Here is a 15,790-nt window from a genome sequence, read left to right as displayed (position 1 = left end):
CATGGTTTCTATCAACAACGTTATTTGCCTGATGGATAAAGTGGCAATAAAAGTTGCAAATTCAGCATGCAGTTATCCCTCCCCAGCAAGGGATAAGAGATAACTTTGTTACCTATTAAGCGCGGGAGCGTTTACGCGTTAAATCTGCCTGTTCCCGTTCTGTAATTGTTTCAATGCGCGGCTGCGTTTTTTCTGGATGCATCGCACTCGCCAGCGCCATGGCAATACTCTGCGCAAGGCAAACCGGTGCGGCCAGTGAACGTGAGAAGCTGTACTCTTCTTCTGGCACCGTAAATAAAACCCGCGCATTTTTCGCTAGCGGCGACAGCGTACTGTCGGTAATGGCGATAATCGGCAAACCTCTGGCGTGCACCTCATCCGCTATCGCGATGACTTCTTTTGCATAATGACGGAAGGAAATGGCCATCAGCACGTCATTGTCACGCATATTTTTTGCCATCTGCGGCGCCAGCCCGCCAGCGGCATCGAGCAGCACTACTCTGCGATTTAACATGGTAAACAGATAGCGCAACAGCATCGCAATTGGTTCTGAACGCAGCTGACCAATCAGATAAATGGTGTCGGCATCTTTTAGCAGGCTGGCGGCGTGATCGAGGTCAGCTTCCGTCACGTTCTGCAGCAGCTCCTGCAATGTTGCGATATCGCGGATCACCAGGCTTTGCAGGAAACCCGCACTGCCTTTTTGTTCGTTCTTCTGTAAATCAGCTTCCAGCGCATTAATCCGCTCGTTATAGCCTGGGGCAGCGGTGGCCAGACGTGACTGAAACACGCTTTGCATTTGCTTAAAGCCGCTGTAACCAAAAACCTGGGCAAAGCGCACCAGCACAGAAGGGTGCAAGCCACATTTTGCGGCAACCGCATTGATCGATTCGAGCGCGACAGTATTTGGGTTTTGCGTGATATAACGCGCCGCCTGTTTGTGACGTTCGGATAACTTTGCATATCGCTCTGAAATATCGTTAACGACCTGCTCATACGTTTCATGCGGCAAGGGAGGGGCAGCCGACTTAATTTTGCTTACTTTCGTCATGTTCGGCACACCTCTAAAGCATTGCCTTTCTGAATTTCAAACTGTCTTTCGCAATAAAAATTGCAATAAGAACTTCCATGCAACTAGTTCTAACGCATTCGTTGCGACGATGGAAAATATCTTCACGATTTTTGTGATAGCACTCTAAGAATTCATTTTAAATTTCTCTCTCTGCACTGACGCAAGTTATCGAAACACATCATAACTCATTGATTCTATGCAATATAAATTTCATTCCTAAAAGTTTTTAGGATGAAATGGCTCATATTGCAATTTTTGTTGCTGTGATCCTACTATTGCAATCATCAGTGCTTATCCAGGGTTCTTATCCCGCTTAAGCGATAAGCAATCGCCAGCTCATTCAGGCCAGCAAGGCGTTTTAGCCGGGCCCGATTTAGATGCCAAAGGAGTAGTTAACCATGTACGACAATTTTGGACAGTTTATTGATGGCAAGTGGAGTCGAGGTAACGGCAAAGAACCGGTCCGGGTGACCGATCCGGGTAATGGGCAACTGTTGGGAACCATTCCCGCGGCTTCGGCTGAAGATACCCTGGCCGCATTGGCCAGTGCTGAGCGTTCCCTTGAAGGCTGGAAAAACACCCAAGCGTGGCTGCGCGCGGACTTATTACAGGCCGTTGCACGTGAAATGGTCGCTGCCACCGCCAACGCGGCTCTCACCATCTCCAAAGAGAGCGGTAAGCCGGTTGCCCAGGCCAGGCGTGAGTGGGAATTGTCCATCGATCAGTTCGTCTGGTATGCCGAAGAGGCGCGTCGTATTTATGGTCGTGTCGTTGAAAGTCGCGTACCGGGTGGCCGGTGCGAAGTGACGCATGAGGCTGTGGGCGTGGTGGCAGCCTTTACTGCATGGAATTTTCCGGTGGTGCTGGTGGCACGAAAACTGGCTCCCGCGCTGGCGGCGGGCTGTACCGTGGTACTGCGTCCTTCTAACGAAGTGCCGGGCTCCGCCATGCTGATCTTTGAGTGCCTGCGTAAAGCCGGTCTTCCTGCTGGTGTTGCCAACCTGGTCGTAGGGCCAACAGCCGATACCTACGAGCCTTTAATCTCCTCTCCGGTGGTGAAGAAAGTATCACTCACGGGCTCAACCCAACTCGGCCAGCAGATGATCCGCGACTCGGCGGCCACGATTAAACGATTGAGCATGGAGTTGGGCGGTAATGCCCCGGTGATCGTGTTTGACGATGCCGATCTTGAAAAGGCTCTGGACCTGTCAGTGGCGACGAAATTTGCCAACTGCGGACAGGTTTGTGTCACCGCTGACCGCTTCTACGTTCACGAAAGTCTGTATGAGGCCTTTGTTGAAGGGTTTGCCAATCGCACCAACAAGATCAAAGTAGGTTATGGCCAGGAAGAAGGCACGGGAATGGGCCCGCTGATCAACCCCCGTCGCCTGCAGGCTATTGAGGCCATAGTCGCAGATGCACGTGATAAAGGTGCAAAAGTGGTCACGGGCGGTCATCGCCTTGATATCAATGGCGGTTACTTCTATGCCCCCACCGTGCTGGCCAACGTACCCGACGATGCACTGGCGATTGCCGAAGAGAACTTTGGCCCGATTGCCGCCATCACTTCGTTTACTGACCATGAAGATTTGTGGGCACGCGTCAATAACTCCTCTTTCGCATTATCCGCTTACGCCTTTACCCGAGATCCGGCACGTATTCGCGAAGCCGTAGCCAAACTCGAATCCGGCATGGTGGGCATCAACAGCTATGCGCTGGCTGCGGCAGAAGTGCCGTTCGGCGGCATCAAAGCCAGCGGAATGGGGCGTGAAGGCGGTAGCGAAGGCATTCACGACTATATGAACGTCAAATTAGCCCAGATCGTAGTGTAAGGAGCAGGGATGAAACTCAATAACATCAAAACGCGCTGGAACGAAAACAAAACCGTGTTGAACGGCTGGTTGAGCATCGGTAATGCGTTCAGCGCCGAGATTATGGCCCAGCAGGGCTATGATTCTCTGACTATCGATTTGCAACACGGTTTTGTCGGTTATGACGAGGCCAAAACCATGTTGCAGGCCATGCGTGCCAGCGGTGTTGCTCCGATGGTTCGCGTGCCATGGCTTGAGCCGGGCATCATCATGAAAGCACTGGATGCGGGCGCCTGGGGCGTGATCTGTCCGATGGTGAATACTGCCGAACAGGCACAGCAGCTGGTCTCCTTTGTGCGCTATCCCCCGTCCGGCAGCCGCAGTTTTGGCCCGACGCGCGTCTCCATCGCGGAGGGCGCGGATTACGGTCAATATGCTGATGATCACGTAGTGTGCTTTGCCATGATCGAAACGGCAGAAGCCTTCAATAATCTTGAAGCCATCGTGGCGACGCCCGGTCTGGACGGCGTTTACATTGGTCCGGCGGATCTGACCCTGGGTTTGACCGGGCGAAAATACCGTACCGGATTTGACCGTGACGAACCGGAAATCGTCGATGCGATAAAACACATTGTTGACGTTGCGCATCGAGCCGGCAAAAAAGCGGGACTGCACAACGGTTCAGCTGCGTATGCCGCTAAGGCAGCGGAGTGGGGCTTTGATTTGGTGACGGTGTCCAACGATGTCCAGCTATTACGCTCAGCGGCGACCGCCAGCATTCAGCAGTTCAGAGAGTTGAATGAAGGGCAATCAGTAGACAAGCGTTCCACGCAGACAGGGGGATACTGATATGCCACATGTACTGGTTGCTGGAAAAATTCATGAAGCCGGGCTGGCAATTTTGCGTCAAGCCGAGGGCATCACCCTGACTCAGGTACAAGAAGTCAGCGTGGAGAGTTATGCCCCTTATCTGACAAATGCCGACGCGCTGCTGATCCGCACTCAGCCGCTGACGGCAAAGGAAATTGCGGCTGCACCCAATCTCAAAGTCGTTTCACGTCACGGCGTCGGTTATGACTCTGTGGATGTCGAGGCTCTGACCGAACGCAATATCCCTCTGACGATTGTGGGTGACGTGAATTCGCTGTCGGTTGCTGAGCATACGTTGTCTGTGCTGCTGGCTCTGGCCAAGCGTATTACCTATTTCGACAGTGGTATTCGCGCGGGAGAGTGGAACCGTCGCAACAGCTTCTCAGCCGTTGAGATCGCGCACCGCACGCTGTTTATCCTGGGATTTGGCCGTATTGGCCGGGAAGTTGCCCGGCTGGCGCAAAGCTTCCGCATGAAGGTGGTGGCATACGATCCGTATCTCCCGGATGAGGTTTTTCAGCAGCAGAATGTTCAGCGCGTCTCGGACATTCAAACCGGTTTGCAAACCGCCGATGCAGTGACCGTGCATTTGCCGCTCAGCGGAGAGAAGCCGTTGATTGGTCGCGAGGAGCTGGCATTGATGAAGCCCGGCGCCATGCTGATCAATACCGCGCGGGGGGGGATCGTCGATGAGGATGCGTTGGCCGAATCGCTATCACAGAATCATCTCGGTGGCGCCGGACTCGATGTGCTCAAAGCGGAACCGGCGGACCTGAATGCTGCACTGCTGCAACACAGCGATCGCCTGATCCTTACGCCGCACACTGCCGGTCTCACAGAGGAGGCGGCGATGCGTATGTCAGTGTCCGCAGCCGAAAACATCGTGAACTTCTTTAACGGAAGTCTGGATGCAAAACTGGTGGTTAATCAGCAGGTACTCGCCCTGCATGACCTGATGAACCAATTACCTTAACAACAATAAATTACCTCTCTACGGGAGTATTCCATGGTCAGAATCGCCATTCTCGGTGCCGGCCGTATCGGACAAGTGCATGCAGCGAACGTCGCGCGCCACAAAGACGCCACGCTGGTTGCCATCGCCGATCCTTTTATCAGCAATGCGCAGTCACTGGCTGCCACCTGGGGTGGCATTGCCATCGCCGATCCGCTTGAGGCCATTAACAACCCGGATATTGATGCTGTAATCATTGGCACGCCGACGAACACCCACGTTGAACTGATGCTCGCCGCCGCCAAAGCGGGTAAAGCGGTGCTGTGTGAAAAGCCCGTGGATTTGGATATCCGTAAAGCGGTTGCGGCGGAAGAAGCCTTAGGAGAGCAGCGTAAAAAAGTCATGCTGGGCTTTAATCGACGCTTTGATCCGGGTTTTACTGAAATCAAACAGCGCATTCAAAGGGGGGACATCGGCGATCTTCATCAGGTGATGATCTGTAGCCGCGATCCGGGTCTGGCCCCGTTAGGCTATCTGCAAACCTCCGGCGGTATTTTCCGTGACATGGTGATCCATGATTTTGACCTCGCACGCTGGATTCTGGGAGAAGAACCGACTGAGATTTTTGCTGTCGGCAGCCGCCTGTTTGAACCCTCGCTGGAGGCGCTCGGTGACTATGACACGGTGATGGTGCAGATGCGTACCGCTTCGGGTAAGCAGTGTCAAATCAACTGCAGCCGTCAGGCGGTATACGGTTATGACCAGCGTATGGAAGTGTTTGGTTCAGCGGGCATGTTGTTGAATGACAACATACGGGAAACCACCGTGCGTCATTACAGTGCCGAACAAACCGAAACGCGCGGACCGCTGCTGAATTTCTTTATGCAACGTTACACCGATGCTTATCGTCTCGAAATGGAGGCGTTTATCAGTGCGATTAAAGATGGCACTGACTTGCCATCCACCGTGTTTGATGGTTGCCAGGCGTTACGACTGGCGGATGCGGCGCAGTTGTCGGCGGATACGCATGCGGTAGTGAAGCTCAACTAAGGAGAATGCCATGCGCAAGCTTGGAGTGGGATTAATCGGAACAGGTTTTATGGGCAAATCACACGCGATGGCGTGGCGAGCTGCCGCGTCATTTTCGGGAGAAGTGCAGCCGGTGTTGATCAGCGTGGCGGATATTGATGGCGCCGCGGCTGAAAAGGCAGCAGCGCAATACGGTTTCCAGCGCTGGACCACGCAATGGCAGGACTTGATTGATGATCCTGAGATCGATGTTATCTCCATCACCTCGCCCAATCGATTCCACGCTGAACAATCTCTTGCGGCGATTGCGGCAGGGAAGCACGTGCACTGTGAGAAGCCTTTAGCGCCGAACAGTGCCATCGCCGAAGAGATGTATCGTGCCGCAGAAAAAGCAGGTGTGGTCACGCAGGTGGGGTTCAACTATGTCAAAAACCCGTTACTCAAACACGCCAAAGAACTGATTGCGGCGGGTGAATTGGGCGACATTACCGGCTTCCGGGGCATACACGCAGAAGATTTCATGACCAGCCTCAGGTGCCATGGTCGTGGCGACTTGACCCCACGGGTGGCGCAGGTGCGGTGGCTGATTTAGGCAGTCATATTCTGGGCATGGCGCGTTTCTTATTAGGCCCGATTACTGAGCTGTTTGCCGATCTCGATACGGTGGTCAAAGCCCGTCCGGAACAGGCGGGTTCAAGCGTGTTAAAGCCGGTAGAAGTGGATGATATCGCCCGTCTGACAGTGAAATTTGCGCGTGGCTGTGCCGGTCATATTGAAGCGAACTGGGTTGCCTCTGGTCATAAGATGCAGCTGGGTTTCGAAATCACCGGTACGCGCGGTTCATTGATATTTAATCAGGAGCGCTTTAACGAACTGCAGTTCTTCCAGTTCAGTGAACGTGAAGGCAGCAATGGGTTCCGCACTATTGTTGCAGGCCCTGAACATGCGCCTTATGGGCTGTTCTGCCCCGCACCCGGCCATCAGATTGGTTTTAACGATCTGAAAACCATCGAAATGCTGGAGTTTATCCAGTCAATCGAACGCGGTCAGGCAACTGGGCCCGATTTTAAAGAAGCTTACGAGATCCAGAAGCTGGTGGATGCCTCATTGGTGTCCTCTAAAGAGCGCAGCTGGGTCTCACTGTAATCACGTAGAGGTGAGATGGCAGGACGCCCTCGCGAGGCTGGATGCCTCAACTATTTAGCATGTCGATAAAATAAGTCGCTTTAATTAAGTCTAATTCCTAACGCGTAATATAGCCCGGCAGCATTATCAGTCGTAGCAGTAGCAATAAACCCTACGTAATAGCAGTAAATAATAAAATCATCGCATCAGCTTCGAGCTGACATTAACGACTATTGTGGAAGGCCAACATGAAAAAATCATCTTACTCTGTTTAACACTACTCTCGATCAGTCCGTCGGTATTCGCCGTACAAGTGGGTGTCAGTATTGCCCAAATGGATGATGTATTTCTCTCACGCCTGAGGGGATATATTATTGAACACGCTAAGCAATACCCCGATATGAAAGTCCAGTTTGAAGATGGACAGGGCGCGGTTGATAAACAATTAAGCCAGGTTCAAAGTTTTATTAGTGCCAAAGTGGATGTCATTATTGTTAACCCGGTAGATACGCAGGGCACAAAAAATATGTCCGAAGCGGCACGCAAGGCCAATATTCCGATTATATATCTCAACCGTATGCCAGCAGATTCAAAAATGGGTAACGGTGTGAGTTATATCGGCAGCGATGAAGTGGAAGCAGGGCGTCTGCAAATGGGCTATCTCGCCGAAATGGTCAAAGACCGCAAAGACGTCAATGTGGCGATTATGAAAGGGCTGCTGAGTAACGATGCCACCCGTTTCAGAACTCAGGGCGCCAAAGAGGTGATTGCTAAGCATCCCAATATGCATGTGGTCTTAGAAGATACCGCGAAATGGATGCGCGAAGATGGCATGAATCTGATGAACAACTGGATCCTGACCGGTCAGAAAATTGACATCCTCTCCGCGAATGCGGACGAAATGGCGATAGGTGCTGCGATGGCCATCAAGAGCAACGGCCTGAATATTGGTAAAGATATTTTGGTTGGTGGTACCGATGGCGGTCCGAACGGTCTGCAAGCGATCAAAACCGGCATGTTAACGGTCACCGTTTTCCAGGACGCGAAAACGCAAGCCTATGGCGCCGTGGACATGGCGGAGAAAGCCGCCAAGGGCGAAAAACTGCAGGACATTAACTTCATTCCATTCCAGCTGGTTACGCCGCAGAACTACCAGAAATTTCTGACCAATTAAGCACTTTTCTTTCTGTGTCATTCGCACCTGTGCAGTCGCAGGTGCATTTTTTTCAATCGGGAGTGGTTATGAAGACGATTAAAGGTCCTGGCGTTTTTCTTGCGCAGTTTGCGGGAGACAGTGCGCCTTTTAACACGCTGGCAGGGATGGCGGGCTGGGCGGCAGAAAAAGGGGTTTAAAGGGGTAGAGATCCCGAGTTGGGACACACGATTAATTGACCTGCGTAAAGCGGCGGAAAGCCAGACCTACGTAGATGAAATTCTGGGCGTGCTGAGTGAGCATGATCTGACGTTAACCGATCTCGCCAGCCATTTGCAGGGCCAGTTAGTGGCGCTCCATCCGGCGTTCGACTTGCCGGCAGATAGCTTTGCTCCCGCCGAAGTACGCAATAATCCTGAAGGGCGTCAGGCATGGGCAACCGAGCAGCTGTATCTGGCTGCCAGAGCTTCTCGTCGTTTTGGTCTGAATAAACATGTGACGTTTTCCGGTACGTTGTTGTGGCCTTATCTTTACCCGTACCCGCAGTGGCCTGAAGGATTGATCGATGAGGGGTTCAACGAGCTGGCGCGGCGCTGGACGCCGATTCTCAATGCCTATGACGAGCAGGGCATCGATCTATGCTACGAAATCCATCCGACAGAAGATTTACACGATGGCTTGACCTTCGAACGCTTCCTGGAAAAAACCGGCAATCATTCGCGTTGTAACATCATGTACGACCCGAGCCACCTGGTCCTGCAGGGTATCGATTATCTCACCTATATCGATCACTACCATGAGCGCATTAAAGCCTTCCACGTCAAAGACGCCGAGTTTCGCCCTAACGGTAAAACCGGAGCCTACGGCGGTTATCAGCCGTGGACCAGCCGCGCTGGTCGTTTCCGTTCCCCTGGCGACGGGCAAACCGACTTCGGCGCCATTTTCTCGAAACTTACCGGTTACGATTTTGATGGCTGGGCGGTGCTTGAATGGGAATGCTGCTTCAAAAACTCTGAAGACGGCGCGCGCGAAGGGGCGCAGTTCATTGACGAGCATATTATCCGCGTCACCGGCAAATCGTTTGATGACTTCTGTAAGTCGTATGCCGATCAGTCACTGAACAAAAAAATTCTGGGAATTTAAGGAGAAAGTCATGAGTAAGTCATCTCTGCAAGGGCGCCGCATCCGTCTGGGAATGATTGGTGGCGGTGAGGGCGCTTACATTGGCGGTATCCACCGTTTTGCTTCACGCCTGGATAATGAATACGAACTGGTCGCCGGTGCATTTGACGTGAATGCTGAACGGGGGCACGCTTTTGCCGCGCAAAATCATATTGCCGCCGATCGTTCTTATAATGACTACACCGCAATGGTAGCCGCTGAAAGTGCGCGGGAAGATGGCGTGGATGTGGTGGCCATTTGCACCCCGAACTTCACGCATTTCCCGATTGCGCGCGCTTTTCTTGAGGCAGGCATTGATGTGATCTGCGAAAAGCCGCTGACTTCCACGCTGGATGACGCAGAAGCCCTGGCAGAAGTCGTGAAATCCACCGGTGGTTTTCTTGGCGTCACGTATACCTATTCCGGTTATCCCCTGATCATGGAAGCGCGTCATCGCGTGGCTGAGGGGTTGATTGGCAAAGTGCGTACCGTACAGGTGGAATATCCGCTGGAGTGGATGGCAACCGGTGTGGAGCTGAAGAACAATCAGCAGGCAGCCTGGCGCGTCGATCCGAAGAAGAATGGTCGTGGCGGTTCTATCGGCGATATTGGAACGCATGCCTATCATCTGGCGGGCTACGTGACCGGTCTGAAAGCAGAAAGCGTGATGGCCGATCTTGCCACCTTCGTTGAAGGCCGGGCCCTGGATGACAATGCACACGTCATGATTCGCTATGAAGGCGGCGCGCGTGGACTACTCTGGTCATCGCAAGTCGCGATTGGCTGTTCGAACGCACTGCGTCTGCGGGTATTTGGCGAAACGGGCAGCCTGATGTGGTCACAGGAACAGCCCAATGAGCTGATATTTACCGCGCTGGAAGGCTATACCCAGATCATTAAACGCGGTCGGGATGACCTGTCTGCACTGACGAAAGCGCGCACTCGCACCCCGCCGGGACACCCTGAAGGTTACATCGAAGCTTTCACTAACCTGTACAGCGGTTTTGCTTCAGCGTTGCGCGCGCGTGACCAGCAACGTGAGATTCACGGCATCGGTGCGGCCGTGCCGCAGATTTATGACGGGCTAAAAGGCGTGGCGTTTGTTGAAGCCGTGGTCGACAGCCATGAACAGGGTACTGTCTGGAAGACTCCGAAATACAACTGACCGCGATGATTGATCAATAAAAAAGCCGGGCAGCTTAATCAGCATGCCCGGCTTAGTTTTATCCGCGATTCGTTATATAGATCAAGGAAGCGCGTAGGCGATAACGTAATCGCCACGGTTGTCATTAGTGCCGGTGCGAGTTGCACCCCCTGCCACCACGACCATGTATTGCTTACCGTCTTTACCCATGTAAGTCATTGGAGCGCCCTGACCGCCAACCGGCAGTTGACCACGCCACAACTCTTTACCGGTGTTGTTATCGAAAGCACGCACAAAGTAATCCAGTGAACCGTGGAAGAAGGTCAAGCCACCTTTGGTCACCAATGGACCACCCATGGTTGGCATGCCCAGAGGGATTGACAAGCCTGGAGCAACACCATGAATCGGTGCATCTTTAATGGTGCCAACCGGTACCTGCCAACGGGTTTTACCGGTGGTCAGATCGATTGCCGTCATAGAACCAAACGGTGGTTTAAAGCACGGTACGCCCAGTGGTGACATAAACATCCCGCGTTCTACACCCCAAGGGGTACCTAACTGTTCAGAGTATTCACCTTCAGTTGTGGCTTTCAGGCCACGGCGATCGGCTTCTTCACGCTTAATGAACTGTCCCCACTGCGCCATACGAATATCGTTGACGATCAACGTGCCGGTAGACATATCCAGTGCGCCACCACCCCAGTTAAAGCCACCGTAATAGCCTGGATAAATCAGCGTACGTTGTTTATCCGTAATTGGAGTGAACGGCCCTTCGCTACGCATTTGCTTGAACTGAATACGGCAGTAGAGCTGATCAAAGATTGATGCGCCCCACATATCGCTCTCTTTAAGCGGCGTGGTACCCACAGAAATCGCAGAGAACGGTTGGGTATCGGCCACTTGCATACCCGGCATGACATCGGTTGGAACTTTACGATTTTCAACCGGGATAACAGGTTGACCCGTACGGCGATCCAGCACGAAGATTTCACCGCGCTTGGTCAGCTGAATGAGTACGGGTGTTTTCTGACCATCTTTGCCTGGCAGGTCAAACAAAATGGGTTGAGACGAAACGTCGTAGTCATACTGGTCAATGTTGGCGGTGCGGAAGTGCCAACGCTCCTTGCCGGTTTTCAGATCGACGGCTACGACGGCATCGTTATACTCATTAGAGTACGGATGGCGGTTGCCGGTCCAGAAGTCAGGCGTCTGGTTGCCCGTCGGGAAATAAGCCAGACCCAGTTTTGGATCGTAAGCGGCCGTGCCCCAGAAGTTAGGCGTTTCAAGTGGGTAGGTCTCGCCGGCTGGCAGCGGAGTACTGTCGCTGGCACCGCGTTTCGCATCCCAGGCCCAAAGAATTTTGCCACTGACCACATCATATCCACGTACCACGCCGCCAGGCTCGCCAATGGTGAGGTTATCGTTCAGACGGCCTCCCACCATGATCACGCCATCGGCCACCAGTGGCGCGGAGGTCACGTTATAGCTACCCTGCTGGCCGCCTTTGGCATCAGCCGGCATGTTCAGCGTCAGATCGACGTAACCGCCGTTGCCAAAGTCTTCACAGAGTTTTCCGGTTTCGGCATCCAGCGCCACGATGCGGGCATCAATGGTGGTTTCAATGATGCGTTTGCGACAGGTCGCAGCAGGGGAAACCGGCGTTGCGGCAATCCCGCCAGGGGTTTGATTATTAGCCGGCAACTGGTCGAGATCGGCATAGCCCACCCCACGGCATCGCTTCCAGCCTTTGTCGCTTTCAAAGACTTTGGCTTGTGGATCAAAGCGCCACTTCTCTTTGCCCGTTGTGGCGTCAATCGCAATCACCTTGCTAAGCGGCGTACACATATACATCGTGTCACCCACTTTCAATGGTGTCGTTTGATATTCAGCGCCATCAATCGCAAGGTCACCGGTGCGATAAGTCCAGGCGACTTTTAGATCCTTAACGTTGGTGGTATTGATTTGTTTGAACTGTGCGAAGCGCTGTCCCAGGGTATTGCGGCCCCACGCGGTCCAGTCATCGCCACTATTGTCTTCTGCTGCCTGGTCGATAACTTTTGCCGGACCCGCGCTGGCATCCGCTTCGACTTCCGGATGTACGCGGAACATGCTAGCGAAGATGGCAACGAGTGAAACAATGGCGACCAGTGACACGATGACCGAAGCCATTTTAGGCAGAGCAGGGCGGCCAACTTTATTAGTGAGAACGGGCGAACATATTGCAGCCAATATGAATACAACAAGGAACGCAACGGTGCGCGGAACCAGTTGCCAGAAATCGGTACCGACCTCTGCAAATGCCCAAATGAGGCTGCAGACCAGCAAGGCTAAGGACAGATAGAATGTCCAGGCTTTAGCGCGGAAAAATCCAACGCCACATACGGCCATAGCCAGTCCAGCAGGTAAATAAAACCATGAACCGCCAAGACTGATTAAATAAGCGCCACCACCCGCTAAAGCCAGCCCGAGGATCAGTAGAAATATCCCCACTATTTTTGTGAAAATTGACGTACTACTTTTCATTTTCAGTTAACCCTTGCGTTAAAAATCCAGCTTTTATTGAAGAGAGTATTTAAAGCGATTATTGCTCTTGTTGCTTCCTGCCTAAAATTATTGATTAAATAAGGCCCATAGGGGCTCGCTCCTTTAAAATGAATTAAGGAGTTAAGGTTTTGAATAAAGTGGCCATTGGACTCTAAAATACACGCGTAAAAACCAAGGCTAATAAATGACTTTCAACCTGGTTCAATTGTCTGTATTGACAATTCAGTTGCGCGAAATATTAATTTTTAGTATCCAATTGTCATTTTTTGCGGTTTCGGTTACGCGGCGAAACATTATCATGTACATTTAAATAACAAAAGAGCTTAAAGACCTCAAAAAGACCTCAAAATGAAGTTTACCCTGAAACAAATCGCCGCTCAGGCTGGCGTGAGTAAGGCGACAGTTGACCGCGCGCTGCATAGCAGAGGGGCGGTACATGCAAGAACTGAAACCCGGATAAAACAAGCTATTAGGGATTTAGAACTACAGGAACGCACCAGCCTGGCTTCCGGCAGAACCATACCTTTAGATATTATTTTACATACACCTGAAAGATTCAGCCGATTGGTCCGTGATGCACTTATCGACGAAATGAGCCATTTTGTATCGTTTCAGCTCCGTTTGCGTTTTCACTGTGTTGAAACCATTAGCACGGAAGAAATGAGGAAACTGATGCTGAAATGTGCCAATGACAGTTACGGCATCATCCTTAAAGCAGAAAACAATCCCCTGATCAGCAATACCATCGAAGAGCTACAACGACATCGCGTTCCTGTCGTCACATTGGTGACCGATATACCTGCCAGCAAACGTCTCCGTTATGTCGGCATGGATAACGTCGTGGCGGGTATGACTGCGGCTTATCTTATGTCGCAGTGGCTGAAAGATGCCGTACTGGATGTTGCTGTGGTGTTAAGTAGCCAGAATTTTCTGGGAGAGGAAGAGCGAGTGAAGGGGTTCTGTCAGGGTTTAAGGCTTATGGCACCCTCACTCAATCCTGTTTGGGTCAGTGAAGGATATGGCGTTGATGGCATGACCTTTGATGTGATGCTCAATACCTTAAATAATTATCCTAATTTGAAGGCCGTTTACTGCGTCGGCGGAGGCAATGCGGCCATACTCAGGGCATTTCGCCAGGCTGGCCGAGAAATAGTCAGTTATATCGGACATGATGTTGATGAAGAAAATCGCTTCCTTTTAACTGACCATAAGTTGAATGCGGTGATTCAACATGATCTACGAGTGGATGCACGCACGGTTTTCCAAACGCTTTTGACGTTTCACGGCTTCCTACCGGTCATTGAACAAAACCATCTTTTTTCGAAGGTGAATGTAGTGACACCTTACAACGTGTAAGGCGAACAAAGCCGCTCACGTTTGAAATAAGGGTACAGCAACAACAGCGGCGTTATGACTTTGTGGCATATCCTTGGTGGTATTAAGCATTTTGTCTGGATTAATGACCTGTTGATAATCGGCTGCTGACTCTTTATGCATGCCGATAACTCAATGATAACAGTCACAGATTTAAGTAAATCATTTCGGGGCTTCCAGGCTCTGGATAATATCAGCTTCGACATTCAACCACGCGAAGTGGTCTCCATCATCGGCCCGTCAGGTTCCGGAAAATCCACGCTTCTGCGGACTTTAAATCTTCTGGTCGTGCCCGATGCGGGAAAAATATCGATTGGTAACGCATCCATCGATGCACAGCATTTGGACCGTAAACAGGTCAACACGCTACGGCGAAAGAGTTCGATGGTATTTCAGCACTATAATCTTTTCCGCAATAAAACGGCTCTGGAGAATATTACTGAGGTTTTACGATTTGCCAGAAAGCTAGGGCGAAAAGAAGCGGATGAAAAAGCGCTTGAGTACCTTCATCGGGTAGGACTTCATGATAAGGCATCATCATATCCGGCGATGCTATCGGGTGGCCAGCAGCAGCGGGTAGGGATCGCGCGAGCACTGAGCCTTGAACCTGAGGTGATACTGATGGATGAGCCGACATCTTCACTTGATCCTGAAATGCGCCGCGGCGTGTTGAAATTAATCGCCGAGATTGCGACGCAAAATATCACTATGGCCATCGTGACTCATGAAATGAACTTTGCCCGGGAAATATCGAATCGCCTGTTTTTTATGGAGCAGGGCAAAATCATCGCCCAGGGTGCTCCCGATGAAATCAGTCTCGGCAAGGCAGGCAGCCGCATCAATGCATTTGTAAACGACTACGAAATATAACTCAGGAACCGCTAACATGAACTTTGACCTGATTTATATGTTCAAACTGATACCTGCCATTCTTCACTATCTGCCGATTACGTTATTGATATCTGGCGCATCGATTATCGTGGCCACCCTTTTAGGCTTATTGCTGGCGCTGATGTTGCGCGGTGTAAAACCGTTACGCGCAATAGCAAAATTGTATATTTCGTTTTTTAGAGGTACGCCGGTACTGGTACAACTGCTGATTATCTATTTCGGCTTACCGCAGCTTTTTCCAGTACTCAATTCGGTTGGGCCGGTTTATGCGGTAATCGCAGGATTAAGTTTTAACACGGCGGCTTATTTAGCCGAGATATTCCGCGCCGGCATTGACTCCGTGGACCGCGGACAAATCGAAGCCGCATTGGCCAGTGGCCTGAGTTTACCGATTGCCTGCTGGCGTATTTTATTACCGCAGATTTGTCGTAATGCCATTCCAGCTACGGGAAACATGTACATCGGCCTCATCAAAAACTCATCGCTGGCATTCACGCTGGGTGTGACCGAGTTGTTATCAGCAGGCAAGTTGGAAGCCACTGCCTCGTTGAAGTTTTTCGAAGCCTACACTGCCGTGGCATTAGTTTATTGGGGGCTGACTTTCCTGCTCTCATTACTACAACGACAGCTGGAAACCCATCTGGGCAAACCCTATCAACAATAA

The 15,790-nt window shown here is 51.6% G+C and carries 13 protein-coding genes and 1 pseudogene; 12 read left to right on the top strand and 2 right to left on the bottom strand.

The genetic code is table 11. The features are described 5' to 3' along the window. Positions 1 to 115: 115 nt before the first annotated feature. The gene (locus HA45_RS05625) at positions 116 to 1,051 is read right to left on the bottom strand and encodes a MurR/RpiR family transcriptional regulator (RefSeq protein ID WP_100703846.1); all 936 of its coding nucleotides are present in this window, start codon (positions 1,049 to 1,051) and stop codon (positions 116 to 118) included. 419 nt (positions 1,052 to 1,470) lie between these two features. Between HA45_RS05625 and HA45_RS05620 the strand changes: the two genes are divergently transcribed. From HA45_RS05620 to HA45_RS05585, 9 genes and pseudogenes are all read left to right on the top strand, one after another. Next, a complete protein-coding gene (locus HA45_RS05620; RefSeq protein WP_100703847.1) occupies positions 1,471 to 2,904 on the top strand; it encodes an NAD-dependent succinate-semialdehyde dehydrogenase in 1,434 nt (477 codons plus the stop codon). 9 nt (positions 2,905 to 2,913) lie between these two features. After that, positions 2,914 to 3,732 (top strand): HpcH/HpaI aldolase family protein, encoded by an 819-nt coding sequence (locus tag HA45_RS05615; RefSeq protein ID WP_100703848.1) that lies wholly within the window; start codon positions 2,914 to 2,916, stop codon positions 3,730 to 3,732. 1 nt (position 3,733) lies between these two features. Further along, positions 3,734 to 4,726 (top strand): hydroxyacid dehydrogenase, encoded by a 993-nt coding sequence (locus HA45_RS05610; RefSeq protein ID WP_100703849.1) that lies wholly within the window; start codon positions 3,734 to 3,736, stop codon positions 4,724 to 4,726. A 33-nt stretch (positions 4,727 to 4,759) separates the two neighbouring features. Next, positions 4,760 to 5,755, top strand: coding sequence for an inositol 2-dehydrogenase (iolG, locus tag HA45_RS05605; protein ID WP_100703850.1), 996 nt, complete (start codon positions 4,760 to 4,762; stop codon positions 5,753 to 5,755). Positions 5,756 to 5,765: 10 nt separating this feature from the next. Next, positions 5,766 to 6,326, top strand: coding sequence for a Gfo/Idh/MocA family protein (locus HA45_RS27620; RefSeq protein WP_211280902.1), 561 nt, complete (start codon positions 5,766 to 5,768; stop codon positions 6,324 to 6,326). Beyond that, positions 6,269 to 6,880 (top strand): Gfo/Idh/MocA family protein, encoded by a 612-nt coding sequence (locus HA45_RS27615; protein WP_211280901.1) that lies wholly within the window; start codon positions 6,269 to 6,271, stop codon positions 6,878 to 6,880. The genes HA45_RS27620 and HA45_RS27615 overlap by 58 nt, the downstream gene beginning before the upstream one ends. Positions 6,881 to 7,094: 214 nt before the next feature. Next, positions 7,095 to 8,033 (top strand): substrate-binding domain-containing protein, encoded by a 939-nt coding sequence (locus HA45_RS05595; protein WP_162288443.1) that lies wholly within the window; start codon positions 7,095 to 7,097, stop codon positions 8,031 to 8,033. A 68-nt stretch (positions 8,034 to 8,101) separates the two neighbouring features. Then, positions 8,102 to 9,155: pseudogene (locus HA45_RS05590) on the top strand (sugar phosphate isomerase/epimerase family protein). 10 nt (positions 9,156 to 9,165) lie between these two features. Then, the gene (locus HA45_RS05585) at positions 9,166 to 10,338 is read left to right on the top strand and encodes a Gfo/Idh/MocA family protein (RefSeq protein WP_205960979.1); all 1,173 of its coding nucleotides are present in this window, start codon (positions 9,166 to 9,168) and stop codon (positions 10,336 to 10,338) included. Between the two features lie 81 nt (positions 10,339 to 10,419). On the opposite strand, the gene HA45_RS05580 is transcribed toward HA45_RS05585, so the two are convergent. Next, entirely contained in the window at positions 10,420 to 12,840 is a 2,421-nt protein-coding gene (locus tag HA45_RS05580) for a membrane-bound PQQ-dependent dehydrogenase, glucose/quinate/shikimate family (RefSeq protein ID WP_100703854.1), read from the bottom strand. 369 nt (positions 12,841 to 13,209) lie between these two features. Here HA45_RS05580 and HA45_RS05575 point away from each other — a divergent pair, with 369 nt between their 5' ends. The 3 genes from HA45_RS05575 to HA45_RS05565 all read left to right on the top strand — a co-directional run bounded on the left by HA45_RS05575 (position 13,210) and on the right by HA45_RS05565 (position 15,790). Continuing rightward, positions 13,210 to 14,217: a LacI family DNA-binding transcriptional regulator gene (locus HA45_RS05575; protein WP_100703855.1), complete on the top strand. Its 1,008-nt coding sequence runs from the start codon at positions 13,210 to 13,212 to the stop codon at positions 14,215 to 14,217. A 135-nt stretch (positions 14,218 to 14,352) separates the two neighbouring features. Further along, a complete protein-coding gene (locus HA45_RS05570; protein WP_240629281.1) occupies positions 14,353 to 15,105 on the top strand; it encodes an amino acid ABC transporter ATP-binding protein in 753 nt (250 codons plus the stop codon). Positions 15,106 to 15,121: 16 nt separating this feature from the next. Then, complete coding sequence (locus tag HA45_RS05565; protein WP_100703856.1) at positions 15,122 to 15,790, top strand: amino acid ABC transporter permease; 669 nt, start codon at positions 15,122 to 15,124, stop codon at positions 15,788 to 15,790.

The sequence above is a fragment of the Pantoea rodasii genome (assembly GCF_002095465.1).
In the GTDB taxonomy this organism is placed as follows: domain Bacteria; phylum Pseudomonadota; class Gammaproteobacteria; order Enterobacterales; family Enterobacteriaceae; genus Pantoea; species Pantoea rodasii.
This window is presented reverse-complemented; position numbering and strand designations above follow the sequence as displayed.

Excerpts from the sequence above, each read along its gene's own strand:
- HA45_RS05575 (WP_100703855.1), top strand. The coding sequence starts at position 13,210 with ATGAAGTTTACCCTGAAACAAATCGCCGCTCAGGCTGGCGTGAGTAAG.
- HA45_RS27620 (WP_211280902.1), top strand. The coding sequence starts at position 5,766 with ATGCGCAAGCTTGGAGTGGGATTAATCGGAACAGGTTTTATGGGCAAA.
- HA45_RS05620 (WP_100703847.1), top strand. The coding sequence starts at position 1,471 with ATGTACGACAATTTTGGACAGTTTATTGATGGCAAGTGGAGTCGAGGT.
- HA45_RS05580 (WP_100703854.1), bottom strand. The coding sequence starts at position 12,840 with ATGAAAAGTAGTACGTCAATTTTCACAAAAATAGTGGGGATATTTCTA.
- HA45_RS05585 (WP_205960979.1), top strand. The coding sequence starts at position 9,166 with ATGAGTAAGTCATCTCTGCAAGGGCGCCGCATCCGTCTGGGAATGATT.
- HA45_RS05625 (WP_100703846.1), bottom strand. The coding sequence starts at position 1,051 with ATGACGAAAGTAAGCAAAATTAAGTCGGCTGCCCCTCCCTTGCCGCAT.
- HA45_RS05565 (WP_100703856.1), top strand. The coding sequence starts at position 15,122 with ATGAACTTTGACCTGATTTATATGTTCAAACTGATACCTGCCATTCTT.
- HA45_RS05570 (WP_240629281.1), top strand. The coding sequence starts at position 14,353 with ATGCATGCCGATAACTCAATGATAACAGTCACAGATTTAAGTAAATCA.
- iolG (WP_100703850.1), top strand. The coding sequence starts at position 4,760 with ATGGTCAGAATCGCCATTCTCGGTGCCGGCCGTATCGGACAAGTGCAT.
- HA45_RS05610 (WP_100703849.1), top strand. The coding sequence starts at position 3,734 with ATGCCACATGTACTGGTTGCTGGAAAAATTCATGAAGCCGGGCTGGCA.
- HA45_RS05615 (WP_100703848.1), top strand. The coding sequence starts at position 2,914 with ATGAAACTCAATAACATCAAAACGCGCTGGAACGAAAACAAAACCGTG.